The organism is Vibrio sp. RE86 (assembly GCF_013114545.1).
Lineage (GTDB): Bacteria > Pseudomonadota > Gammaproteobacteria > Enterobacterales > Vibrionaceae > Vibrio.
This window is the reverse complement of record NZ_VTXI01000025.1, coordinates 14,415-36,980: the sequence shown is the minus strand read 5'-3', so window position 1 is coordinate 36,980 and position 22,566 is coordinate 14,415. Positions and strand designations below refer to the sequence as shown.

Annotated in this window: 25 protein-coding genes; 13 read left to right on the top strand and 12 right to left on the bottom strand. The window is 43.8% G+C overall.

Going from position 1 to position 22,566, the window contains the following annotated elements:
* Positions 1 to 147 precede the first annotated feature (147 nt).
* Entirely contained in the window at positions 148 to 987 is an 840-nt protein-coding gene (locus tag F0231_RS18555; protein ID WP_171761179.1) for an EAL domain-containing protein, read from the top strand.
* Positions 988 to 1,237: 250 nt separating this feature from the next.
* Positions 1,238 to 2,605 carry an anaerobic C4-dicarboxylate transporter DcuC gene (dcuC, locus tag F0231_RS18550; protein WP_171761178.1) on the top strand — a complete coding sequence of 456 codons (1,368 nt, stop codon included), beginning with the start codon at positions 1,238 to 1,240 and terminating at the stop codon, positions 2,603 to 2,605.
* A 77-nt stretch (positions 2,606 to 2,682) separates the two neighbouring features.
* Here the strand turns inward: dcuC and F0231_RS18545 are convergent, their stop codons facing one another.
* On the bottom strand, positions 2,683 to 3,315 hold the full coding sequence (locus F0231_RS18545; RefSeq protein WP_171761177.1) for a response regulator: 633 nt from the start codon (positions 3,313 to 3,315) through the stop codon (positions 2,683 to 2,685).
* On the bottom strand, positions 3,302 to 5,035 hold the full coding sequence (narQ, locus tag F0231_RS18540) for a nitrate/nitrite two-component system sensor histidine kinase NarQ (RefSeq protein ID WP_171761176.1): 1,734 nt from the start codon (positions 5,033 to 5,035) through the stop codon (positions 3,302 to 3,304). Before narQ ends, F0231_RS18545 begins: the two co-directional genes overlap by 14 nt.
* A 243-nt stretch (positions 5,036 to 5,278) precedes the next feature.
* Between narQ and napF the strand changes: the two genes are divergently transcribed.
* The 6 genes from napF to F0231_RS18510 all read left to right on the top strand — a co-directional run bounded on the left by napF (position 5,279) and on the right by F0231_RS18510 (position 9,861).
* Complete coding sequence (napF, locus tag F0231_RS18535) at positions 5,279 to 5,761, top strand: ferredoxin-type protein NapF (protein ID WP_171761208.1); 483 nt, start codon at positions 5,279 to 5,281, stop codon at positions 5,759 to 5,761.
* 14 nt (positions 5,762 to 5,775) lie between these two features.
* Complete coding sequence (locus F0231_RS18530; RefSeq protein ID WP_171761175.1) at positions 5,776 to 6,087, top strand: chaperone NapD; 312 nt, start codon at positions 5,776 to 5,778, stop codon at positions 6,085 to 6,087.
* The gene (gene napA, locus F0231_RS18525; protein WP_171761174.1) at positions 6,084 to 8,573 is read left to right on the top strand and encodes a periplasmic nitrate reductase subunit alpha; all 2,490 of its coding nucleotides are present in this window, start codon (positions 6,084 to 6,086) and stop codon (positions 8,571 to 8,573) included. Before F0231_RS18530 ends, napA begins: the two co-directional genes overlap by 4 nt.
* 72 nt (positions 8,574 to 8,645) lie before the next feature.
* Positions 8,646 to 9,101, top strand: a complete 456-nt coding sequence (locus F0231_RS18520; protein ID WP_171761173.1) for a nitrate reductase cytochrome c-type subunit — start codon at positions 8,646 to 8,648, stop codon at positions 9,099 to 9,101.
* 30 nt (positions 9,102 to 9,131) lie between these two features.
* A complete protein-coding gene (locus tag F0231_RS18515; protein ID WP_171761172.1) occupies positions 9,132 to 9,710 on the top strand; it encodes a NapC/NirT family cytochrome c in 579 nt (192 codons plus the stop codon).
* Positions 9,711 to 9,723: 13 nt separating this feature from the next.
* Positions 9,724 to 9,861 carry a TIGR02808 family protein gene (locus F0231_RS18510; protein WP_171761171.1) on the top strand — a complete coding sequence of 46 codons (138 nt, stop codon included), beginning with the start codon at positions 9,724 to 9,726 and terminating at the stop codon, positions 9,859 to 9,861.
* 121 nt (positions 9,862 to 9,982) lie between these two features.
* Here F0231_RS18510 and F0231_RS18505 read toward each other — a convergent pair whose 3' ends face one another.
* Positions 9,983 to 10,600, bottom strand: a complete 618-nt coding sequence (locus F0231_RS18505) for an OmpA family protein (protein ID WP_171761170.1) — start codon at positions 10,598 to 10,600, stop codon at positions 9,983 to 9,985.
* Positions 10,601 to 10,856: 256 nt separating this feature from the next.
* On the opposite strand from F0231_RS18505, the gene F0231_RS18500 reads away from it, so the two are divergent.
* Together F0231_RS18500 and F0231_RS18495 are read left to right on the top strand one after the other, a co-directional pair.
* Positions 10,857 to 11,477, top strand: coding sequence for a thioredoxin domain-containing protein (locus F0231_RS18500; RefSeq protein ID WP_171761169.1), 621 nt, complete (start codon positions 10,857 to 10,859; stop codon positions 11,475 to 11,477).
* 17 nt (positions 11,478 to 11,494) lie between these two features.
* Positions 11,495 to 11,968 carry an FKBP-type peptidyl-prolyl cis-trans isomerase gene (locus F0231_RS18495; protein ID WP_171761168.1) on the top strand — a complete coding sequence of 158 codons (474 nt, stop codon included), beginning with the start codon at positions 11,495 to 11,497 and terminating at the stop codon, positions 11,966 to 11,968.
* Positions 11,969 to 12,048: 80 nt separating this feature from the next.
* On the opposite strand, the gene F0231_RS18490 is transcribed toward F0231_RS18495, so the two are convergent.
* From F0231_RS18490 to F0231_RS18475, 4 genes are all read right to left on the bottom strand, one after another.
* Positions 12,049 to 12,420, bottom strand: coding sequence for an NUDIX hydrolase (locus F0231_RS18490; protein WP_171761167.1), 372 nt, complete (start codon positions 12,418 to 12,420; stop codon positions 12,049 to 12,051).
* A gap of 207 nt (positions 12,421 to 12,627) precedes the next feature.
* On the bottom strand, positions 12,628 to 13,284 hold the full coding sequence (locus F0231_RS18485) for an ATP-dependent zinc protease (protein WP_171761166.1): 657 nt from the start codon (positions 13,282 to 13,284) through the stop codon (positions 12,628 to 12,630).
* 55 nt (positions 13,285 to 13,339) lie between these two features.
* The gene (locus F0231_RS18480) at positions 13,340 to 14,521 is read right to left on the bottom strand and encodes an amino acid aminotransferase (RefSeq protein ID WP_171761165.1); all 1,182 of its coding nucleotides are present in this window, start codon (positions 14,519 to 14,521) and stop codon (positions 13,340 to 13,342) included.
* Between the two features lie 154 nt (positions 14,522 to 14,675).
* Positions 14,676 to 15,533: an AraC family transcriptional regulator gene (locus F0231_RS18475; RefSeq protein WP_171761164.1), complete on the bottom strand. Its 858-nt coding sequence runs from the start codon at positions 15,531 to 15,533 to the stop codon at positions 14,676 to 14,678.
* A 125-nt stretch (positions 15,534 to 15,658) separates the two neighbouring features.
* Between F0231_RS18475 and F0231_RS18470 the strand changes: the two genes are divergently transcribed.
* The gene (locus F0231_RS18470; protein ID WP_171761163.1) at positions 15,659 to 17,044 is read left to right on the top strand and encodes an MATE family efflux transporter; all 1,386 of its coding nucleotides are present in this window, start codon (positions 15,659 to 15,661) and stop codon (positions 17,042 to 17,044) included.
* Between the two features lie 89 nt (positions 17,045 to 17,133).
* Here the strand turns inward: F0231_RS18470 and nrdG are convergent, their stop codons facing one another.
* Together nrdG and nrdD are read right to left on the bottom strand one after the other, a co-directional pair.
* On the bottom strand, positions 17,134 to 17,604 hold the full coding sequence (gene nrdG / locus F0231_RS18465) for an anaerobic ribonucleoside-triphosphate reductase-activating protein (protein WP_171761162.1): 471 nt from the start codon (positions 17,602 to 17,604) through the stop codon (positions 17,134 to 17,136).
* A gap of 102 nt (positions 17,605 to 17,706) precedes the next feature.
* Positions 17,707 to 19,827, bottom strand: coding sequence for an anaerobic ribonucleoside-triphosphate reductase (gene nrdD / locus F0231_RS18460; protein ID WP_171761161.1), 2,121 nt, complete (start codon positions 19,825 to 19,827; stop codon positions 17,707 to 17,709).
* Positions 19,828 to 20,121: 294 nt separating this feature from the next.
* Between nrdD and F0231_RS18455 the strand changes: the two genes are divergently transcribed.
* The gene (locus tag F0231_RS18455) at positions 20,122 to 21,012 is read left to right on the top strand and encodes an endonuclease/exonuclease/phosphatase family protein (RefSeq protein WP_171761160.1); all 891 of its coding nucleotides are present in this window, start codon (positions 20,122 to 20,124) and stop codon (positions 21,010 to 21,012) included.
* On the opposite strand, the gene F0231_RS18450 is transcribed toward F0231_RS18455, so the two are convergent.
* From F0231_RS18450 to F0231_RS18440, 3 genes are read right to left on the bottom strand one after another with little or no spacing between them, the layout of a single operon-like run.
* A complete protein-coding gene (locus tag F0231_RS18450) occupies positions 20,992 to 21,450 on the bottom strand; it encodes a YeeE/YedE family protein (RefSeq protein WP_171761159.1) in 459 nt (152 codons plus the stop codon). The genes F0231_RS18455 and F0231_RS18450 overlap by 21 nt on opposite strands.
* Positions 21,451 to 21,464: 14 nt before the next feature.
* Positions 21,465 to 21,878, bottom strand: coding sequence for a YeeE/YedE family protein (locus tag F0231_RS18445; RefSeq protein WP_171761158.1), 414 nt, complete (start codon positions 21,876 to 21,878; stop codon positions 21,465 to 21,467).
* On the bottom strand, positions 21,879 to 22,202 hold the full coding sequence (locus tag F0231_RS18440; protein ID WP_253825831.1) for a metalloregulator ArsR/SmtB family transcription factor: 324 nt from the start codon (positions 22,200 to 22,202) through the stop codon (positions 21,879 to 21,881).
* A 161-nt stretch (positions 22,203 to 22,363) separates the two neighbouring features.
* On the opposite strand from F0231_RS18440, the gene F0231_RS21180 reads away from it, so the two are divergent.
* Positions 22,364 to 22,489 carry a hypothetical protein gene (locus F0231_RS21180; RefSeq protein WP_301337929.1) on the top strand — a complete coding sequence of 42 codons (126 nt, stop codon included), beginning with the start codon at positions 22,364 to 22,366 and terminating at the stop codon, positions 22,487 to 22,489.
* Positions 22,490 to 22,566: the final 77 nt, after the last annotated feature.

Sequence of the window (22,566 nt, the reverse complement as noted above, 5' to 3'; positions counted from 1 at the left end):
AATAATTCATTAACTTACATGTATTCATAAATAGACACATTTATATGGCATGAAAGATTGACAGCTTTACGTCATTGTCAATAAAATGCCAACTGTTTGCACTACTCCATTCGGAATAACGCGGTACTGATGAGGTCGGTAGTAGATATGATTCTCTCCACAAAGAAAGAGTTTGTTCGTTGTCTTTCGATCGATGAAAGCGGTCAATACTGTGGTAATTACAAACAGTTGAGCTTGAAGAGTGTGTTCCAACCTATATTTAATGCACTTAATCAAGTAGTGGGTGTAGAAGCCTTGGTAAGAATTCAACATGAAGAGCGAGGCACAATTCGGCCCGATCTCTTCTTTCATTCTGACCACACTGACTTTTCCGACAAAATTAATGTGGAACGTTTAAGCCGAGTGATACACATCCGGAATTTTGCTCGTTCGAAATACCGCCACTTAAATCTTTTCCTCAATGTTCTACCTTCTGCTGGTGAATATCTCGCACTTGAAAATATCGACTCAAGCCTGCTTGCACAAAGATTGAGAGCCCTTCAGTTAGATAACTCTCAGATTGTTATGGAAGTGGTCGAGCTCAATGCCGAGAACGAAACAAACCTTACTGAAGCAATGCGCAAGCTCAATGACAACAATTTTAATATTGCGGTTGATGATTTTGGTGTAAACGCGTCTAACCGAGAACGTGCAGAAAAGCTTCACCCGCATATTATCAAGATGGATCGCTCTCTCCTTCTTTCTTATATGGATGGTGATAAATTCCCATTAATGTCGGGGATAAAAATTGCTAAAAAGCTCGGTTCCAAAGTCGTAGTCGAAGGCATTGAAACCAAAGAGCAGCTTGACGCCATGCGTGCAATTAATATCGATATGTATCAAGGTTACTTCTTGGCTATGCCTGAAGCTCTTGAGGCTGTCTATCTCGATGAAAGCTCAGACTTCAGTAAAATTGGCGATCCAAGCGCTGTCTATCGTAACCCTTAGTTTCCCCCCTTTTTTGTCGAAACCAAAACTTGATCAAGCTTGAGTTTCTGTTGTAGCACCCTCCATTATATTTAACATCTGTAGAACCTAATAAATACATGATGTTTCACCAATTTTAATACTTAAATCGATTTTTTGTTCTAGATCATCAGATGATTAACTTGCACTCGAACCACCGCATAGAATTCAGTACATTCTTTGTCACAGACTGAAACAAATTTTTATAACTTCGAGAATCGAGGAGATCTCTATGCTAGAACTCTTAATCGGCTTAGTCGTCACTATTGCGGTGGGTTACTTCATCGTTAAAGGCTACAAGGCCGCAGGCGTCCTACTAACAGCAGGTGTATTGCTACTTATTCTAACCGGTATTATCGGTCACACAGTTTTGCCTGCTAAAGTTGCCTCTACAGGTAATATGTTTACGGACGCCCTAGAGTATGTGAAATACATGCTTCAGTACCGTGGTGGCGGCCTTGGTATGCAGATCATGCTTTTATGTGGTTTTGCATCGTACATGACCCACATTGGCGCAAACAATGTTGTGGTTAAACAGTTCTCTAAACCACTGTCTGTGATTAAGTCTCCTTATGTCCTACTTGTTGCGGCTTACATCGTTGCATGTTTGATGTCTTTGGCGGTCAGTTCTGCGACGGGTCTTGGCGTGTTATTAATGGCAACCCTGTTCCCAATGATGACAGCCATGGGTATTTCTCGCCCGGCAGCGGTTGCGGTATGTGCATCACCTGCGGCAATTATTCTCTCTCCTACTTCTGGTGACGTTGTTATCGCAGCAGAGAAATCTGGCCTAGCACTTGACGTGTTTGCCGTTCAAACGGTTCTCCCTGTTTCTATTAGCGCAATCATTGTGATGGCAGCGGCAGCTTTCTTCTGGAACAAATACCTAGATAAGCGTGATAACTCTCCTATGGAACGCGTCGACGTATCAGAAATTGAAGTCAATGCCCCAGCTTTCTACGCCGTGCTGCCATTCCTACCAATCATTGGCGTATTCCTATTTAATGGACGCACTATTCCAGGTCTACAACTCGACATTTACACAATCGTTGTGCTCTCGATCTTTATTGGTGCAGTTGTCGACTACATCGTGAAAAAGTTTGATGGTGAAAAGACGCTTTCAGATCTAGAGTCTTGTTATCAAGGAATGGCTGACGCATTTAAAGGTGTTGTTATGCTTTTGGTTGCGGCTGGTGTGTTTGCCCAAGGTCTAATGTCTATTGGTGCTATTGATAACCTACTACACCTTGCAGAGTCTGCTGGCGCAGGCGGTATCGCGTTAATGCTGATTCTAACTGGCTTAACCGTCGCTGCGGCGATCGCGACAGGTTCAGGTAATGCACCTTTCTACGCGTTCGTTGAATTAGCACCATCATTGGCGGCGAAAATGGGCTTAAACCCAGCATTCCTAATCATTCCAATGCTTCAAGCGTCTAACCTTGGTCGTACAATCTCGCCGGTTTCGGGGGTAGTTGTTGCTACGTCAGGGATGGGTAAAATTAGCCCGTTTGAAGTGGTAAAACGTACTTCAGTGCCAGTTATCTGCGGCCTGATTACTGTGATTGTTGGTACGCTAGTACTGGTTCCAATGTCTGCGTAACTCTTCTGAACGCGAAAAACTGAACGTAAAAAGGGAGCTCAATTGAGCTCCCTTTTTTAATTGTACTTGGCGTTGGGTTATTTCATTTCACCATAACGCTCAAGATATAGGACAGTCGCCGCAGTACGAGAAGGTACTTTTAACTTCTTCAGCAGGCTTTTCATATGCACTTTAACCGTAGATTCAGAGATAAACAGCGTGTCAGCAATCTGTTTGTTACGTAGACCTTTCGCAACTTGTTGAAGAATCTGCATTTCACGTTCTGTTAGCTCATCAAATACCGTGCTCGTATTTTCACGATCAACGAGGTATTGGGCTACTTCTTTACTGTATGCTTTGTTACCACGTAACGACACTTTTAGTAAATCAATCAGCTCATCAGGCTCAGTATCTTTAAGTAAGTAACCATCTGCGCCCGCTTTAACGATCGCTTCTATATCTGCTGGGCTATCCGAAACAGTTAAAATTACAATCGTTGCGTCACACTCGTCAGCACGAAGCGCATTTAGTGTATCTAACCCAGACATGCCTTTCATATTGAGATCCAAAAGGATCAGGTCAGGTTGGTGTTCATGATTCTGTGCGACAGCATCAGTTCCATTGCTCGCTTCTGCAACAACTTCGAATTCATCTTCAAAGCTCAATAGCTGGTTAATGCCTCGGCGCATCAATGGATGGTCATCGACCAATAACACTTTATACTCTGTCAATGTTGGAATCCTTAAATTTTGGGTATTTCAAATAGACGACACAGCCTGTATTTTTATCTGCTGTGATAGTTAGCTCACCGTTAAGCCTTGAGGCACGCTCTTGCATGATACTGAGTCCATAATGGTTGGCCTTCTCTTTAGTTGCATCAAAGCCAATCCCATTATCTTTCACATAGACCTCTACGTGTGTATCAGTTTCGTCGCACTCTATTGTTATCTCTTTCGCCTGCGCATGTTTAATCGCATTGGTCGTTGCTTCACGAATCAATTGCAGTAAATGCACCTGCTGATTTGTTTCCAATTCGATAGATGACAGTTGATTTTTAAGCACGATTTCAGAATCTGTCTGATCTGATAGTTGCTCTGTCATGCTATATAGAGCCGATCCAAAACTCCCCTCTTTAATGGTGAGTCTAAAGGTCGTTAATAGCTCTCGTAACTGAGTATATGCCGCAGATAGCCCAGTATCCAATTCAGCGAGCACTGGCGATGTTTTTTGCAGTGCTGGAGAATCCGGGAGCTTACTCATTCCGCGCTTCAGCAATGAGACTTGTATCTTCAAATACGATAAAGCTTGAGCTAAAGAATCATGTAACTCACGAGCAATCGTCGCGCGTTCTTCCATAACCAGTAGCTGTTCAGCCTGTCTTTGTGCTTGATTGTAATATACCGCACGAGAGAGGATTTGTACAAAGTTGTCAATCAGTGCTTGATCTGGGCAAGGTAATGAAACCTTCCAATATAAGGTCCCAAGTTCAATCCCATCAAGAGTTAACTCTCGGCTTTGGCAGGTGTCTTGACACTCTAAGCACCCTTCACCTTCAGTCAAGGAGATAGACTTTTCGCCAAGCTCATTGATCTCTAATCTTGCTGCAGTGATGCCCTCTAAGCTCACGATGTTTTTCAATATCGCTGAGAAGTTCTCTTGTGTAATACGTGAAGCGGTTAGCTCTTGTGAGGACTGATAAAGCACTCGAAGTGAATCATTAGCATTTTGGAGCTTATGGGTTTTTTCGTTTACTGCAGACTCTAGACCTCGGTATAAATTGCCCAGATCTTTTGCCATGTTATTGAAAGTGTTCGCTAATATGCCCATTTCGTTATCACTGGCAACATTGAGCTGTACATCAAACGAACGTGACTGAATTTGTTCACTCGCTAACACTAATGCGTTTAACGGCGTCACGACTTGCTTTCTCGTGTAGTGAACGACAAAAACACTGATAAGTAGAACACCACCTAGCCCAAGTCCGCCAACCCAAGCCAATGAGATAAGCTTGGTTTCTGAGTAATCTTGAAGTTTAAATACAAAACCATCAATTTGGTTAACAAAACCTGCAACGAGCACGAGGTAACGTTCTCGATCTTGGCTTTGTAATACGTACTTTAGCTCATGCCAACGAGTGATGAGACTGTAATAGTCTTGGGTAATATCCTCTGGGACAGACCATCCCTGAAGCGCTTTCATTGAAGGCGAGTAGATTGAACGTTCGAACATCTCTATATGATCAGAGTAATCGCTCGATTCGGCATGGATATCGTAGGCTAAACGATAACTTTGCATACGCATTGAGCCAGAAACATTCACTGCTTCAGCATCATTCAAGCTCGAAGCTAGAGTAAATATGGCAAAACCCGTTGTTGCTACCGAAAGCAACAAAATGCATATCATTGCCTTGGCAATTGTCGTTGTTACGGAGCGCTTCACATTCTTAAACATGTGATTTTTTAACACCTTTATAGAATTTCATTGGTTAGATACTAAGCTTAAAAGGTAGTTCGGCGTCAATATGTGATCACTTCACCCTAAGTTTATTGATCTAAAACATATTTAAGCATTAATTACCCCCAAGGGGGTATTTATACAAATGTATCAAAAACTACAATTTATGTATGGATAAATGACAAAATATGAACAACACTTTGTCATACATTTCAATATTTAACGAGTATGGGTGCGTTAGTGGTAGACCTATCAAAGCGACGTTTTTTTAATCGACGTACAGTTGACGATAACACAGTTCGTTTACCTTGGCTTAAACCAAATACTCAATTTACTGATCAGTGTACTCGCTGTGGTAAATGCAGTGAACATTGTGAAACCAACATCATCGTGACTGGTGATGGTGGTTTTCCTCGTGTTGATTTCTCACTAGGGGAATGTACGTTTTGTTATCAGTGCGCAGAGGTTTGTCCTGAGCCACTTTTTGAAGAGCAGCAAAACACACCTTGGAATGCGAAGGCGGTCATCGAAGAACCTTGCCTCGCTAAGCAAAATGTCGAATGCCGAAGCTGTGGTGATATGTGCGAGACCATGGCTATCCAATTTAAGTTAGAAATTGGCAAAGTCGCACAACCGAAATTAGAACTTGATGATTGTACAGGTTGCGGTGCTTGTGTCGCTGTCTGCCCTACTTCAGCCATCAATGTGAGCAATGCAGTTTAATACGGAAGTACTTTATGTCACTGAACGAAGTGCACATCTCTAGCTTAGTTGTCCATTGTGCTCCAGAGCACTTAGAGACAATTAAAGTGCAGATTAATCAAGTTGAGAATGCTGAAATTTATGGCGACAGTCCTGAAGGCAAGATTGTCGTGGTGATGGAGACCGAAAACCAAGGTTTTATCACCGATAACATCGAAGCAATCAACAACCTACCTAATGTACTTAGCACGGTTTTGGTCTACCACCAGATAGAAACCGAGCTAGAAGACGAATCAAATAATAAAGACACTGGAACTCAATATTCCCAAATCGAGGGTGAAGTATGAAGATGACAAGACGTGCGTTTGTGAAAGCAAACGCGGCAGCATCAGCAGCAGCTGTAGCAGGTATTACCCTACCCGCTCACGCTACTAACCTGATTGCTAGCTCAGACCAAACAAAAATCACATGGGACAAAGCGCCTTGTCGTTTCTGTGGTACAGGTTGTTCTGTTCTTGTGGGTACACAAAACGGCAAAGTTGTTGCGACACAAGGTGACCCTGAAGCACCTGTGAACAAAGGCTTAAACTGTATTAAAGGCTACTTCCTTTCTAAGATCATGTACGGTCAAGACCGTCTGACTCAGCCACTTCTTCGTATGAAAGACGGCGAGTACGATAAAGAAGGTGACTTTACCCCTGTATCTTGGGACGTTGCGTTCGATACTATGGCTGACAAATGGAAAGCGGCTCTGAAAAAGAACGGTCCAACTGGCGTTGGTATGTTCGGTTCAGGTCAGTGGACTGTAATGGAAGGCTACGCTGCAGCTAAGATGATGAAAGCGGGCTTCCGTTCAAACAACATCGACCCTAATGCACGTCACTGTATGGCGTCTGCTGTAGTTGGCTTCATGCGTACATTCGGTATCGATGAACCTATGGGTTGTTATGATGACTTCGAAGCAGCGGATTCTTTCGTTCTTTGGGGTTCGAACATGGCAGAAATGCACCCTGTTCTTTGGACTCGTATCACTGACCGTCGTCTAAGCCACCCACATGTTAAAGTAAACGTACTGTCTACTTACTACCACCGTTCATTTGAGCTTGCAGACCAAGGTTATATCTTTGAACCACAAACTGACCTTGCGATTGCTAACTTCATCGCTAACTACATCATCGAGAACGATGCAGTAAACTGGGATTTCGTTAACAAGCATACAAACTTCAAGCAAGCAGCTACAGACATCGGTTACGGTCTACGTGATGAAGATCCTCTGCAAAAAGAGGCGGCTAATCCAAACTCTGGTGCAATGACTTCAATCTCTTTTGAAGAGTACAAAAAATCTGTTGCGCCATACACTGTAGAAAAAGCATCTGAAATGTCAGGTGTTGCTCCTGAGAAACTGATCGAGCTTGCTAAGCAATACGCTGATCCAAACACTAAAGTGATGTCACTTTGGACTATGGGTATGAACCAACATACTCGTGGTGTATGGATGAACAGCCTTGTTTACAACATCCACCTACTAACAGGTAAGATTGCAACCCCGGGTAATAGCCCATTCTCTCTAACAGGCCAGCCATCAGCGTGTGGTACTGCTCGTGAAGTAGGTACATTCGCTCACCGTCTACCTGCAGATATGGTTGTTGCAAACCCTAAACACCGTAAAATTGCTGAAGGCATTTGGAAGATTCCAGATGGCGTAATTCCACCGAAACCAGGTAAGCACGCTGTTGCTCAAGACCGTGCACTTAAAGACGGCACGATCAACGCTTACTGGGTAATGTGTAACAACAACATGCAAGCAGGTCCAAACATCAACGGTGAACGTCTACCAGGTTACCGTAACCCAGACAACTTCATCGTATGTTCAGACCCATACCCTACTGCGACAGCTCAAGCAGCTGACCTTGTTCTTCCTACAGCGATGTGGATTGAAAAAGAAGGCGCTTACGGTAACGCAGAGCGTCGTACTCAAGCTTGGTACCAACAAGTTGAGACTGTTGGCGAAGCGAAATCTGACTTATGGCAGATCATGGAGTTCTCTAAACGCTTCACGATGGAAGAGGTTTGGGGTGAAGAGCTTCTTGCAAAAGCGCCTGAGTACCGTGGCAAAACTATGTACGACATGCTGTTCAAAAACGGCCAAGTTGATAAGTTCCCTATCGAAGAAGCTCGTGAGCTTAACGATGATGCACACGATCAAGGCTTCTACGTTCAAAAAGGTCTATTCGAAGAGTATGCAGCGTTTGGTCGCGACCACGGTCACGATTTAGCACCATACGATGTTTACCACACTGTACGTGGTCTGCGTTGGCCAGTTGTTGATGGTAAAGAGACCCTTTGGCGTTACAAAGAAGGTTCAGATCCATACGCTAAACCAGGCAGTGGCTGGGACTTCTACGGTAAACCGGATGGTAAAGCTTTAATCATCTCTGCACCATACGAAGCACCACCTGAGTCGCCAGATGAAGAGTTCGACATGTGGCTATGTACTGGTCGTGTTCTTGAGCACTGGCACACAGGTACTATGACACGTCGTGTTCCGGAACTTTACAAAGCCGTTCCTGATGCAGTGTGTTACATGCACCCTGCTGATGCAAAAGCTCGCGGCGTACGTCGTGGTGAAGAGGTTCTGATCGCGAACAAGCGTGGTGAAGTGCGTGTTCGTGTTGAGACTCGTGGCCGTAACCGCCCACCTCAAGGCTTGGTATTCGTACCGTTCTTTGACGCACGCATTCTTATTAACAAGCTGATCCTTGATGCGACTGACCCACTGTCTAAACAGACAGACTTTAAGAAGTGTCCAGTTAAGATCACTAAGATCGCTTAACTATGAATGCACTGGCTGCTGTTTTAGCAGCAGCCAGACTAAAGAATTTGGCCATTAGGCGGAGAATTAATAATGAAAAAATTTCTAATTGCACTGTTGTCTGTAAGTGCTCTTATCAGTGGCGCAGCCGTTGCTGAACTTGAAAACCCGGGTGGTATTGGTGGTCTTGAGTCACTTCGTGGCGCGAGCGAGCTTGAAGCGACCCGCGCAGCTGATGACTTTAAAAAGTTCCCTCGTGAACAGATCTTAGATAGCAGCTATGTTTATCAGCCACCACTGATTCCTCACAATATTCGTAGCTACGAAGTCTCTCTTAACGCGAACAAATGTCTAGCTTGTCATAGCTGGAAAAACGCGAAAGAGATGGGCGCAACGAAAATCAGTGTGACTCACTACGTAAACCGCGAAGACGCTGTATTGGCAGATATGTCTCCTCGTCGTTACTTCTGTCTTCAGTGTCACGTTCCTCAAGCTAATGCTAATCCATTGGTAGAGAACGAGTTTAAGAGTGTTGATTCACTTAAATAAGTAGACACGTGAGTTTATAAGAGGCTACCTATGAAATTATTGAAAGCGTTTTGGAAGAGACTAGCAAGTCCGAGTAAAGCTGCCGTTGGCGTAGTTTTATTCATGGGCTTTGCCGGTGGTCTTCTGTTCTGGGGCGCATTTAACACGGGTATGGAAGCAACCAACACAGAAGAGTTCTGTTCTGGCTGTCACGCACCTATTGTTGAAGAGATCCAAGAGACGGTCCACTACTCTAACCGTTCTGGTGTTCGTGCTATCTGTTCTGATTGTCACGTACCGCACGAATGGACGGATAAGATCGTTCGTAAAGTTCAGGCATCTAAAGAGCTGTATGCTCACTTCATCGCGAAAACGATTGATACTCCTGAAAAGTTCAAAGAGCGTCGTGCTCATCTGGCTGAACGTGAGTGGGCTCGTTTGAAGAAAAATGACTCTTTAGAGTGTCGTAACTGTCACCAGTTTGAGTACATGGACTTCTCTGAGCAAGGTACACGTAGTGCTAAGCAACACTCAACTGCCCTAGCATCAGGTGAAAAGACTTGTGTAGACTGCCACAAAGGTATCGCACACAAACTGCCTGACATGCACGGTGTCGAAGGCTGGCAATAAGGAGCCCTGAATAATGAGTACTTTAGAATCCGTTATTTGGCATGTCTTAGGCTACGGAGCAATGCCATTCATCATCCTATCTGGTTTCGCAGCAGTCGCAGCAGTGTCTGTTTGGATATTGTCACTAGGTAAAGATAAAGAGATTGATTAGTCTCGATTGACGAGTTAACTCAAACACGCTGAAACAATTTTGCCTATTTTGTATCACGCGTAAAAAAGCCACCGCATTTGCGGTGGCTTTTTTTATTGATGGATTTTCAAGCCGATAACATTTAATTATTTGAAACAATGAACAGCACTTCAACTCGGCGGTTACATGCTTTTCCTGCCGTTGTATTGTTGGAACAAGCAGGAACGTATTCTCCGTAACCTCGCGTAAAGATGGAATTCATCGCAACGTTGTTACGCACTAATTGTTGTTTAACAGCTGAAGCGCGTTGCATTGAAAGACCATCATTAAAGGTTGGCGCGCCTGTGCTGTCTGCGTGTCCATCAATCACAACGTCGATGCTTGGTTGAGTCGATAGATACTCGCCCATCATATCCAACCAGTATTTTGAATCAGGTGAAACGTTTGAAGAGCCAGTGCTGAATTTAATCGTATCTTTAAGTTTCACCATCACGTGGTTGCCCGGCAAAAGCTCATAATCAACGCCATTACTTACGAGAAAGCTTTGTAAATCTTGGTAGCTTTCGGTGCGCTGCTGCCCCAGAGGCCCTTTAACTCCAGAAGGACTGATGTTGGTTGGGCTTCCCCACTCAGGATAACGGACATCAAAATCTGACCTCGGTGCCGTATCAAGCATATCGCTGCCAAGCATTGCCATTTCACTAGGCATGGTGCCACAACCAGAGAGTAGTAAGATAAGAGGTAATGCTAAGCGCTTCATTCGTTCACCGTTAAATCCGTTCCGATACATTAGTTATATCGGCCAACTTAGCCAGACTTTAGCCTTTTCATCCAAATTTATTGTCTAGAATTAAACGTTATGAATAAACTTCACTCTTCTTTCATCTCTCGAAATACTTTAATTCAATAATCTGCTATCCAGTTGTTTCTCTTCCAATTAGGAAACAGTAAAATCGGAACACCATTAACTCACGATTGAGCAGATGCCCTGCCTCGTGATGATTCGAGAATCTAGAATGAAAAAAATTGCCGCTCTATTTATCGTCGCGTTCTCCACGCTACTGGTTGGCTGTTCAGAAAGTACAAGCCCAGTAGAAGGAACTCACTACGAACAACTGCCTGCTAACCTGTCTACCTTCCGTCTACCTGTCGTAACAGAAGTATTTTCTCTTAACTGTGGTCACTGCCGTACGATGGAAAACGAGATTCCAAAAATCGAGAAACTGACTGGCGAGAGTATCGGTAAAGTCCACGTTACGTTTAACGAGAGCGCACAAATTGGCGCGATGATCTATTACGCAGCAGAAATGCAACTTGGCCAAAAGCCTGATCATCAAATGATGCTTGACCTATTTGCTGCGACTCAAATGGGTGACGGCGCTTCATTGAACGATAAAAAAGACGCCATCGACAAAGCATTCCAAAGTCGTTCATTGGTCAGCCCTTATAACTTCAATGAAGAACAGCAGAAACAGTTATTTGCCGCAATGCAATTGGCAGACGACATCACAACAAAAGGTGAAGTGAACTCAGTACCAACGTTTATCGTTAAAGGTAAATATCAAGTACTGACAACCGGGCACCAAGATGTTGAAGGCATTGCGAACACCATTAAATATTTAATCACTCAACCTTAATTCAACGGAAAGGATTTATGTCTAAGATTATTATTCCTATTGTTATCGTTATTCTTGCTGGCTTTTTTATCTATCGTTCTTGGACGACGAGCAAAGCAGGTGAAGAGAACTTCGCATTAGGGCAAGCATTCCTACTAGAAAACGCTCAAAAAGAAGGGGTTGTGTCTACTGAAAGCGGCCTTCAATATGAAGTTCTACACAAAGGTGAAGGTACTGAGCACCCAACGAAAGCGAGCAAGGTGAAAGTACACTATCATGGTACTTTGATAGATGGCACTGTGTTCGATAGCTCTGTCGAACGTGGCGAGCCAATCAGCTTTAAACTTGGCCAAGTGATTAAAGGTTGGCAAGAAGGCCTCACTTACATGAACGTTGGCGATAAGTTCCGTCTGTATATTCCTAGCCCTCTAGCTTATGGAAAAAGTGGAACTGGCCCTATTCCACCAGCATCAACGCTTATCTTTGATGTAGAGCTTTTAGAAATTCAATAGGATTTCACTCTGTAAAACTTAAAAGCCAATCATATTGCATGATTGGCTTTTTTGTTTCGTCGAGTTTTCGCAGCGAAGCGCTACTCACATTCTACTAAGTGCTTTTTAATAAAATCAGCATCGGCGGCATTAACCTTTTGCGCCAATATCTCTTTCGGCGCTAGCCACTGAAATGATGAACGACTTGTTTCTTTCTGTTCTACCGTCTTTGTCTTAAAGATAGAGTAGTAAGTTCTGCCACCAAGGTCATTTCGCCCACTGAATGTTGCAGTGTGCTCAATATCGTTAATAAATGTCTCGTTAATCAAGCCTCTAGCGGCTTCTGTCGCTGACTCATTATCGTGAACCTGACCACCAGGAAAGAGGTGCGAGTTACTCTGCTGTTCTTGAGAACGCTCCTGAACAAGCACTTTGCCATCTTTGATCACCACAGCCATTGATAAATGTTTCATGTCCCTACTCCTTATAGTTCTTTTTCTAGATGAACAACCTTATTTTTAGATATGGGGGAATGGGTTGTTCTATCCACGTTACCGACTTGTAGAGTAAATATTACCTTATGAAACCTGATGAAAAAGATATCGGTCGCAAAAATATGATCTCGCAACAAAAAAAGCCAGCACGATAATGTGCTGGCTTTTGAGCAATTTGATAGATGATTACTTGTGCTTGTCTTGCACGTACTTACGGCTTACATCGACAATCGCCACATCTCTGAAGAAACTGCGGCCAAGCAAAAGAGGGAAAGATAAATGCGTACGATCCACTAATGTAAAGTCGGTTTTTTCTTTCAGGTCACCGAGCTGTACCCAAGCTTCAATAACAGCGCGTTGCTTAACGTCATCGGAATTCGACTGCCTAATCTTAACCCAACGTTTTACTGGTAATGCTATCTCTTTGCTTTTGACTTCTTCATGCTGGATTTTGAACTTAACCCAAACTTTACCGTCTCGCTCAAAATAGACAATATCGACCGCACTAATCGAAGAAGTCGTCGCACCAGTATCAACTCGTGCTTTAAAGTTTTGCTCTAACCCAGGAATGTAAACCCATTCCTCACCGCCAAGTACCAATTTCCCATCATCGGTTTTCTTTGGTAACACGACGACTTTAGGCTTAGTCGGCTCAGGCTTAACCTCAGGCTCCTTCGGTTTCTCTACCTCTTCTTTAGGCGTTTCTACTTCTGGAGTTTCTACGGCTGGCTCTTCAATAACAGGTTTTTCTTCTGGTTCAACTGGCGCAGGCCCCGTCGTAGAACAGGCCATCAGACCGCCACTCAACATAATTGGAATCAGTGCTTTCCACGTTTTATTCATTCGACCACCTAATCTCAACAAAACAGTGAAAGGGACGCCGAGCGCCCCAATTCAATTAAGATACGTTTACAATCGCTTCAGCTACGTAAGGAATATCCTTTTCGGTTAAGCCCGCGATATTAATACGACCATCACCTACTCCATAAATACCATATTGTTCACGGAGTTGCGTCATCTGGTCTTGGCTAAAGCCTAGCACAGTAAACATACCTTTGTGGCTTTCAATAAAGTCGAACTGTGACGTATTGTGAGTATTTCGAAGCTCATTGCATAGCGTTTGACGTAAGTTTACCAAGCGCTGTTGCATCTCACTCAACTCTTGCTTCCATACTGAAGTCAGATCAGAACTTTGCAGGATCGTCTTCACCAACGCTGCACCGTGATCAGGTGGCATAGTGTAGGTAGAGCGTGCCAGAGTCAGCAATTTACCTTTTGCATTACCGACATCTTGCTGAGATTTACCAATTACAATTGCGGCACCTGTGCGTTCACGGTACAGACCAAAGTTCTTTGAACATGACGTGGTGATTAACATCTCTTCGACGTTATCAGCCATAAAGCGAAGACCTTTTGCGTCTTCCTCTAAACCATCACCAAAGCCTTGGTAAGCAATATCAACAAATGGCGTAAAACCGTTTTTCTGAGAAAGCTCAGTAATCGCTTGCCAAGCAGAAAAGTCGATGTCTGCCCCAGTAGGGTTATGACAACAGCCGTGAAGCAACACGACATCAGATGGACCAGCCTTTGAAAGGTCCTCTAACATACGCGCTGTATCAACTTGCTTGGTCTCAGGTGAGAAGTAGTGGTAGAACTTAACCTTAAGTCCCGCCGCTTCCATTACTGGCTTATGGTTAACGTAGCTCGGATTCGAGATCCAAACCGTCGTATCTGGTTGAGCCACTTTCATCAAATCACCCAGCATGCGCAGTGCACCACTCGCACCTGGTGTTTGAATCGCCGCCACACGGTCCATGGCAGAAGTGCCAGAAAGAAGCAGATCAACCATACTCTGGTTAAACTCTTCACAGCCCGCAAGGCCAACGTAAGATTTGGTCTTTTGATTTTCGATAACAACGTCTTGAGCTAGTTTAATAGCTTTCATTACTGGCGTTTCGCCATCGCTGTTTTTGTACACGCCAATGCCAAGGTCAACCTTGTTTAAGCGCTCATCGCTGCGGTATGCAACGGATAAAGATAAAATAGGATCTAATACTGGAGTTGGTAGATTAGAAAACATGAAAGTCATAACCCTTTGAAATTCAAGCATCGAACTTCACGTTAACACTTTCGCAAAAAAACGCGAAATGATTTTTTATGTTTTTCGTCAATTAGAGAAGATTATTCTGCCAAGCACGTTTAATTGCACTTTAACTGTTCATAATTAGAACAATTCACGCACCTAAGGTTTCGTCAGACCGCCCTTTATTCCTAAACTGCCTTGGCGTCATCTCTGCCCACGCCTTAAAACGCGTACTGAAGTTCGCACTATTCGGATAACCGACTATTTCACCAATATGTTGTATTGGCCATTCAGTCGAGCGCAACAGTCTCGCGGCATATTCCATACGCATACGCGTCAAATGAGAGATTGGGCTCCTACCATAGAATTGTTGTACAACGCGATGAAAGTGCGGCTCAGAGCATGGATAGAGGTCAGCAAGTTGCTCTACCGTCCACTCTTTATGTAGCTGACGTTGGGCAAGGTCGAACACTCGCTGCAGTCTTAACTGGTTTTTACATACACCTTCAGAATGTGGCACGCGCAGCATTAACTCGAGTTGGGCAACGCAATGACCGCCAATCGCCCCGCCAAAGTTAATCGGTAGGTTTATGCTACGCAATAGCGTTTGAATGCACGAATACATAACCTCAGCGACAGGCGTATATTGATAACAGATCTCTGTGCTCATCATTTCCCAATGCATGTCGGTAGATAGAAAGACCCAAGCTATCTGCCAAGTCTCATCTTCCATTCCAAATGCATTCTCAATTCCAGCAGGAACTGAAATGAGTGAACCGGGTTCGAGTTGATATCGACATGCGCCACTTTCTAGCCAACCCTGACCACGTACTGTGTAAAGCAACATGTGTTTCTTTTGGTTCTTTCTATAAACAGAGAAAAAGTCACGACATGTCGCGATACCACACTGAACTATACCCCGCTCATCCAGCGCAAGTACTCGGCCATGGTCAATAAACTCTTGATGGGTGTTCTCTGAGATGGAATAACGCTCTAACTTATCGTCCATCGTTTCCCTTGTTGGTCGTCGACTTATTACTTTGATAGTTTCGCAAAACTTTTGGATGCTCCTAGAAAATACAATGCCGGTGCTTATGGATACACTACTTGCATCTAATACAACGGAGAAATGCGATGCTCTTAACACGTCAGTACATCGACAAAACATTTTGGAAGAAGATGATCCAAATCGGGGCACCGGTCTCTCTGCAGTCGATGCTATTTTGTCTCCTCGGTTTGATTGATGTTTTTATGGTTGGAAAGCTGGGTGAATCAGCTACCGCAGCCGTTGGAATCGGCAATCGCATATTTTTCTTCAACCTTGCCGTTGTTTTTGGCCTATGCGGCGCTGTCAGCATACTCGCTTCGCAATATTTTGGGTCAGGTAACATCGCAGGAATAAGACGCACACTCGCTCAATCTTGGGTCATATCGTTACTGTTTACCGTTCCGTTCATTGTGCTTTATCTCATGTATTCCGAAGAGATTGTTTCGTTCGTTGCCCAAGAACAAACGTATGTCTCTTACGCGAGTGAATACCTTGCCGTAACAGGTCTTAGCTTGGTCGCAACAGTGATAGTTGTACCTATCGAATCGGTATTACGCTCAGTCGGCGAAGCAAAAATGCCAACTAAAGTGAGTATCGCTGCGATTTTGGTGAATGTAATACTCAATGCGGTTCTGATTTTCGGTCTGCTGGGCTTTCCTCAACTAGGTGTACTTGGCGCAGCGTTAGGAACCTTGATCTCCCGATTTTTTCAAACCTTCATCTTGGTCTATTTCTTTTGCAAGCACTACAAACACCTAATACCAACGAGAAATGATTGGACACAAGGAACCATCAAACAACATAGGAATAAGTATTTTAAGGTTTCACTACCTATGCTCATCCATGATGCGCTCTGGACTGGTGGACTTATCGTTTATAGCGTTCTTTATGGGCAATTAGGCGTGACCGAGCTCGCCGTTATCTCGTTCTTATCACCCATTGAAGGGGTACTAATTTCAACATTTATGGGCTTTGCTGTCGCCGCTTCAGTGCTTCTTGGTAATGATATTGGCGCAAAACACTATGACCGAGTAGAAAAAACCGCTTGGTGGTATGTCGTCACCAGCTCTGCCCTTGCTGTCTTGCTATTTTTGCTTGTTTGGGGATGTTCGCCTTTAATACTCGATGCGCTTGAGTTTACGCCTTTGAGTGATAAGCAGATGGCACTTAACGTCTGTTTAGTGCTCGCATTTGGAATGATCTTTCGCGTCTTTAATATGGTTGGCATTGGCGGCGTACTGAAAAGTGGTGCAGACATCCGCTACAGCATATTCATAGACACATTTGGCCAATGGGCGATTGGAATTCCCCTGACCTACTACACGGGTATGGTGTTAGGGCTGCCTCTACACTATGTATTGTTATCTTTGATTGTGGAGGAATTGGTCAAAGGCGCATTAACGATTCATCGTATTCAATCAAAACGCTGGATCAACAATATGGTTGATGACGATACAGCGCTCGCGGCTTAACACACCTGACATTTAAACGAACTCACACCAAAAGGGCACAATCTCTTGCAAAGATGTGCCCTTTTTTTCATGTATTCATATCAGTTGAATTAGAGTTCAGTGAAGTGGTGAATAATCTGATTCGAGCTTCCACGCCATTTAAGATTGAGGTCTTTTTTGTCCTGCTCGAACTTACCATCGATTAAGGTATCAATGTATTGTGTGACTTCTCTTTGCTCACTACTGAGCTCTTCAAGCGTATACCCTGTCCACACCCAAATATCTTTACCCGGACATTCTTCTCTTACACGTTTAACAAGTCTTAAGATCGTGCTTACATTGGCCGGGTGAAGTGGATCACCGCCGGATAAAGAAAGCCCTCTTCGCTTGATACGCTCATCGTTCAGATCAGCAATGATTCTGTCCTCTGCCTCTTGAGTAAACAGCTCACCAGAATCCAGTCGTTGGGTCGATTGGTTATAACAACCACGGCATTGGTGCACACATCCAGCAACAAACAGCGTGCAGCGTGTACCTGGACCGTTAACAACATCAACTGGATAGTATTGGTGAAAGTTCATTTTGTTTACCGTTCCTGGAAGTGAAAAACAAAGAGATTAGAGAGCAAATAACCTGGCCAGTTAAGCCAGGTTATTGAAGTAGTGATGAATCAGCGCGTTAGGTTAAAGGTGTTTTACACGACGTTTAACTTCTTCTTGTTTACCAAAGTTAAATGGTCGAGCATCAGGACTACCAAGGTAACCACACACTCGACGTGTTACCGATACTTTCGTCGAGTCATGATTACCACAACTTGGGCAGGTAAAGCCTTTACTTGTACAGTCAAACTCACCCATGTAACCACACTCATAGCACTCATCAATTGGCGTGTTTGTTCCGTAGTAAGGAACACGGCTGTAGCTGTAATCCCACACATTCTCGAGTGCTTCGATGTTGCGTTGCATGTTCGGGAACTCGCCATAACAGATAAAGCCACCACTTGAGATCTCTGGGTACGGCATTTCAAAGTCAATCTTGTCGTATGGGTTGACCTTCTTCTCTACGTCTAGGTGAAAACTGTTCGTGTAATACCCTTTGTCAGTAACACCTTTAATCACACCGAACTCTTTGTTATCGATGCGACAGAAGCGACTACATAGGTTTTCACTCGGTGTGCCGTAAAGACTGAAGCCGTAGCCTGTTTCATCTGTCCATGTATTTACTGCTTCTTTCATGTACGCAATGATGCCAAGTGCTTTTTGACGCAGTATTTCATCATCGTAGACATGCGCTTCAGTACCAAACAGTGCGTTTGCAGTCTCGTGAATGCCAATGTAACCCAGAGAAATAGAAGCGCGGCCATTCTTAAAGATATCTGCAATAGAATCGTCTGCTTTTAAGCGAACACCACACGCCCCTTCCATATATAGGATTGGCGCTACACGTGCTTTTACGTTTTCTAGGCGCGTGATACGTGTTTCTAGTGCTCGACGTGCAAGCTTAAGTTTCTCATCAAGTAATTCGTAGAACTTAGATTCGCTACCATTTGCTTTAATTGCGATACGAGGTAGGTTTAAGCTCACCACTCCGAGGTTGTTACGTCCTTCGTGTACAAGCTCGCCATTTTCTTCGTAAGTGCCTAAGAATGAACGACAACCCATTGGCGTTTTGAATGAGCCTGTGATTTCCACCAGCTTGTCGTAGTTCAAAATGTCTGGGTACATACGCTTAGACGCACACTCAAGCGCTAACTTTTTAATATCGTAGTTTGGATCTTCCGCTTTGTGGTTTAGGCCATCTTTGATGCCAAACACCAGTTTAGGAAATACTGCAGTTTTACGGTTCTTACCAAGACCTGCGATACGGTTTTTCAAAATGGATTGCTGAATAAGGCGTGAAGCCCAGCTTGTACCTAGACCGAAGCCAAAAGTAACAAAAGGAGTTTGACCGTTCGCTGTGTGCAGTGTGTTTACTTCGTATTCAAGAGATTGGAATGCGTCATAACACTCTTTTTCAGTGCGTGCTGTCGCGAACGCTTCAGGGTTTGGAATCTCCCACTCTTTCGCGATCTCTAAGTGCTTCTCGTAACTGGTTATTACGTAAGGCTCAAGTACTTCATCAATACGGTTAATCGTCGTACCGCCATAAATGTGGCTTGCCACTTGCGCGATGATTTGTGCCGTTACCGCTGTTGCTGTTGAAATGGACTTTGGCGTATCAATCTCCGCGTTACCCATTTTAAAGCCGCTGGTCAGCATGCCTTGAAGGTCGATGAGCATACAGTTAAACATCGGGAAGAACGGTGCGTAATCTAGATCATGGTAATGGATATCACCCTGCTCATGAGCTTGAACAATGTCACGCGGTAAGATATGCGTTTTAGCGTAATGTTTAGCGACAATGCCAGCGAGAAGATCGCGTTGAGTCGGAATAACTTTACCGTCTTTGTTGGCATTCTCATTGATTAGATCAAGGTTGCTCTCTTCGATCAATCCTTCGATCTCTTGCGTTAATGCACTCTGCTTTTCACGCGCTGTGTCGCGGTCATGACGGTATTCAATGTACGAACGAGCCAAGCCTTTGTACGGGCCTTGCATGAGTTCATCTTCAACCAAACTTTGAACTTCAGTGATTTCAACTTCATCGCGATCTTGTAACTTCAACTCAACGGCCAATGCGACATTTAACGCATAGATTGCTAACTCTTGGCTGTTGTGATCGGCTGCGGCTTCCACTGCTGCTTGGATGCGGTCTCGACTAAATGGTGCTCTCGACCCATCACGCTTGATTACGATTGGTTTCACTGATTCTCCTTACCCTTAGTATACTCACAGAGTTATCCACAAATACACTATATAGGCGATTTATTATTGAGCTAACACAATATGTTGTGGCCGTATTTAACGAGATGGAGGGTTAAAAAGTATTGATTTTGATCAATAAAAAGAGACCCTAGGTTAAGAACAGTTCAATCTTCTGGGCATCGATCTCAGATGCAAAGAAATGTATGTAATTAAGAAATTTCCGATGATTTTAGCTTGATTTTTTACGATGGCTTATCGGATAAAGGCTGTAGAAAAATCGTTAGGGCTTAAGCTATGGATACGTTGAAAAAACGCTCACTAATTTCACTTTTATCACTTACATTTTCTTGTACTGCATTTTCGCAAACCAGTTTTACCACTTGGAATTTAGAATGGCTAAGCAGCACACCCGATCCAAAGTTCTCAGCCTCAATGCGAGACGGTTCGGATTACCAAGCCTTACAGAACTACAGCGATAAAATGAACAGTGACATCATCGCTTTCCAAGAAGTAAATGACGAAAAAGCATTGCGACGAATCATTGGTGACGGATACCAAGTCATCTTTTCAGATAGAAACACTAAAGCGTATCAAGCACAGCAATTCAGTGACATTAACCAGTTTACTGGGTTTGCAGTAAGAAAAGGGATTGAAGTGAATAATCAGCCAGATATTCAACTCGACACCAACCCTAGAAGCAAACTCAGATTTGCCAGCTACGTTGTTATTCACCCTGACAGCAATACGCCAATCCATGTATTATCTGTTCACTTGAAAGCGCGCTGTTCAGGTGCATATAACAACAGCGACGCGTGTAAAACATTAAAGTCTCAAGGCGCAGCGTTAAACACTTGGATTCGAGAACGCGAGCGCAACAATCAATCGTACGTCGTATTAGGAGACTTCAACCACAACATGAGTTATCGGGGGGATTGGCTATGGGAGCGTATCTCGAAAAATAGTAACGCCCTACTCGCGAGCCAAAAGAGTAAGGCGCTATGTAAAGTCAGATCAAACAAGAACCCGAAGAGAACACATCAATTTCGCTCTCTGATTGACCATATTGTCGTAAGTGACGATCTCGCGTTTACCATTCCAAAGCAGGTCACTTATTCGACCGACGACGTGCTTAAGTATCAAATGAGTGACCACTGCCCAGTAACGTCATTGATTACGACTCGCTAATGATACTTTCGGTTCACTACTTGCAAGATTCATTGCCAGTAGTGAACCTATTATCATTGAGCTTAGAAAAATAATAACTGGGAGCCCGCCGATCATTAAGCTCGAAATCGCTGGGCCTGGACAAATCCCTACAAGCCCCCACCCGATACCGAAGAGAGCTGAGCCAGTCAGCAGCCTTGAATCTATCTTTTGGTTGGTCACGGCAGGAATAGAATCACCACTTAACGTTTGCATTTTGGGCTCAATGAACAAGAAATAACTCGGCATAAACACCAACAGTGCCCCACCCATGACAAACGCTAGGCTTGGATCCCAGTTACCAGTGACATTTAGGAATCCAATGACTTTCTCTGGGTCGATCATTCCAGATAGAGCCATACCAACTCCAAACAAAATACCGCTAATGAGAGGCATTAAACGAATAATCACAGTTTTCATGGCGATAGCCCCTTCTAATTTAAGCTGATATAAACAGTCACGGCGGCGGTCAACATGAACACGCATGTCGCGACAATTGAGCGCTTGGATAAGCGTCCCATCCCACATATACCATGGCCGCTGGTACATCCATTGGCTAGTCGAGTTCCAAACCCCACAAGCAGTCCACCAATGACAAGCGTAGATGAAGAAAGCTGTGCAAAGTTTGGGGTATCAATGTTCAAAGCAACGACCGCAGATACGCCCCCTAACACCATGCCAATGAGAAACAGCACTCGCCAAGAGGTGTTGTTCTTTTTAGGTGTTAAGACGCCATTTAATATCCCGCTAATACCCGCTGTACGTCCATTCACCACCATAAGCAGTGTCGCTGAGACTCCTAACAACATACCGCCAAACAAAGATGACCAAGGAATAAGTTCAAACATTTAAGCCTCCACAGATTCACAAAATAGATGATGAAGCGTCCCAATAAGCGTTTCTATTCGTGGGTCTAAAAGAGAATAGAAGACTTGCTGAGAGGATTTGCGAACGCCGACCAAGTTGTGTTTTCTCAATACTGTTAAGTGCTGGGACAGCGCTGACTGGCTTAAACTAGAGTGACGTTGTAACTCACCTACCCCCACCTCGCCCTGTGTGAGTTGGCACAGCACCATTAACCTTTCAGGGTGGGACATGACTCTGAGCAATTCTGATGCTTCTAGAACGTTTTGCTTCATATTGTCTAACTGTTTAACTTCCACACCGGCCATTCCAATCTTTTCGACATTAATTTAGAGTTTACTAATTAATGTAATTTAGTCAATGCTAATTTAGGCATTTTAAATTTAGCCCTGCAAATATTAGGCTTTGCTAATTTAAATTTCTATATTGGGGCGCATCTCTCGTAAAGACTCAATTTATGGAGCAAAGTATGACTAAGATTTTGATTTTAGGTGGTGTTGACGGACTGTTTAGTCAGTACAAAAGACGTGAATTGCTTGAGCGTATTCGTTCATTAGCAGCTAAACGACGCCAGATCACTTTGCGCTATTACTGATGAGAAGCAGTTGCTCGATTCCCTTTTTCGTTCCAATAAAAAGTTATCAGTTACTACCTTAGTATAGTGGTCGACAT

Bases quoted from the DNA above. Each gene is read 5' to 3' on its own strand.
- F0231_RS18555 (WP_171761179.1), top strand. From the start codon at position 148: ATGATTCTCTCCACAAAGAAAGAGTTTGTTCGTTGTCTTTCGATCGAT.
- dcuC (WP_171761178.1), top strand. From the start codon at position 1,238: ATGCTAGAACTCTTAATCGGCTTAGTCGTCACTATTGCGGTGGGTTAC.
- narQ (WP_171761176.1), bottom strand. From the start codon at position 5,035: ATGTTTAAGAATGTGAAGCGCTCCGTAACAACGACAATTGCCAAGGCA.
- F0231_RS18530 (WP_171761175.1), top strand. From the start codon at position 5,776: ATGTCACTGAACGAAGTGCACATCTCTAGCTTAGTTGTCCATTGTGCT.
- napA (WP_171761174.1), top strand. From the start codon at position 6,084: ATGAAGATGACAAGACGTGCGTTTGTGAAAGCAAACGCGGCAGCATCA.
- F0231_RS18520 (WP_171761173.1), top strand. From the start codon at position 8,646: ATGAAAAAATTTCTAATTGCACTGTTGTCTGTAAGTGCTCTTATCAGT.
- F0231_RS18515 (WP_171761172.1), top strand. From the start codon at position 9,132: ATGAAATTATTGAAAGCGTTTTGGAAGAGACTAGCAAGTCCGAGTAAA.
- F0231_RS18510 (WP_171761171.1), top strand. From the start codon at position 9,724: ATGAGTACTTTAGAATCCGTTATTTGGCATGTCTTAGGCTACGGAGCA.
- F0231_RS18505 (WP_171761170.1), bottom strand. From the start codon at position 10,600: ATGAAGCGCTTAGCATTACCTCTTATCTTACTACTCTCTGGTTGTGGC.
- F0231_RS18500 (WP_171761169.1), top strand. From the start codon at position 10,857: ATGAAAAAAATTGCCGCTCTATTTATCGTCGCGTTCTCCACGCTACTG.
- F0231_RS18495 (WP_171761168.1), top strand. From the start codon at position 11,495: ATGTCTAAGATTATTATTCCTATTGTTATCGTTATTCTTGCTGGCTTT.
- F0231_RS18490 (WP_171761167.1), bottom strand. From the start codon at position 12,420: ATGAAACATTTATCAATGGCTGTGGTGATCAAAGATGGCAAAGTGCTT.
- F0231_RS18485 (WP_171761166.1), bottom strand. From the start codon at position 13,284: ATGAATAAAACGTGGAAAGCACTGATTCCAATTATGTTGAGTGGCGGT.
- F0231_RS18480 (WP_171761165.1), bottom strand. From the start codon at position 14,521: ATGTTTTCTAATCTACCAACTCCAGTATTAGATCCTATTTTATCTTTA.
- F0231_RS18475 (WP_171761164.1), bottom strand. From the start codon at position 15,533: ATGGACGATAAGTTAGAGCGTTATTCCATCTCAGAGAACACCCATCAA.
- F0231_RS18470 (WP_171761163.1), top strand. From the start codon at position 15,659: ATGCTCTTAACACGTCAGTACATCGACAAAACATTTTGGAAGAAGATG.
- nrdG (WP_171761162.1), bottom strand. From the start codon at position 17,604: ATGAACTTTCACCAATACTATCCAGTTGATGTTGTTAACGGTCCAGGT.
- F0231_RS18455 (WP_171761160.1), top strand. From the start codon at position 20,122: ATGGATACGTTGAAAAAACGCTCACTAATTTCACTTTTATCACTTACA.
- F0231_RS18450 (WP_171761159.1), bottom strand. From the start codon at position 21,450: ATGAAAACTGTGATTATTCGTTTAATGCCTCTCATTAGCGGTATTTTG.
- F0231_RS18445 (WP_171761158.1), bottom strand. From the start codon at position 21,878: ATGTTTGAACTTATTCCTTGGTCATCTTTGTTTGGCGGTATGTTGTTA.
- F0231_RS18440 (WP_253825831.1), bottom strand. From the start codon at position 22,202: ATGGCCGGTGTGGAAGTTAAACAGTTAGACAATATGAAGCAAAACGTT.
- F0231_RS21180 (WP_301337929.1), top strand. From the start codon at position 22,364: ATGACTAAGATTTTGATTTTAGGTGGTGTTGACGGACTGTTTAGTCAG.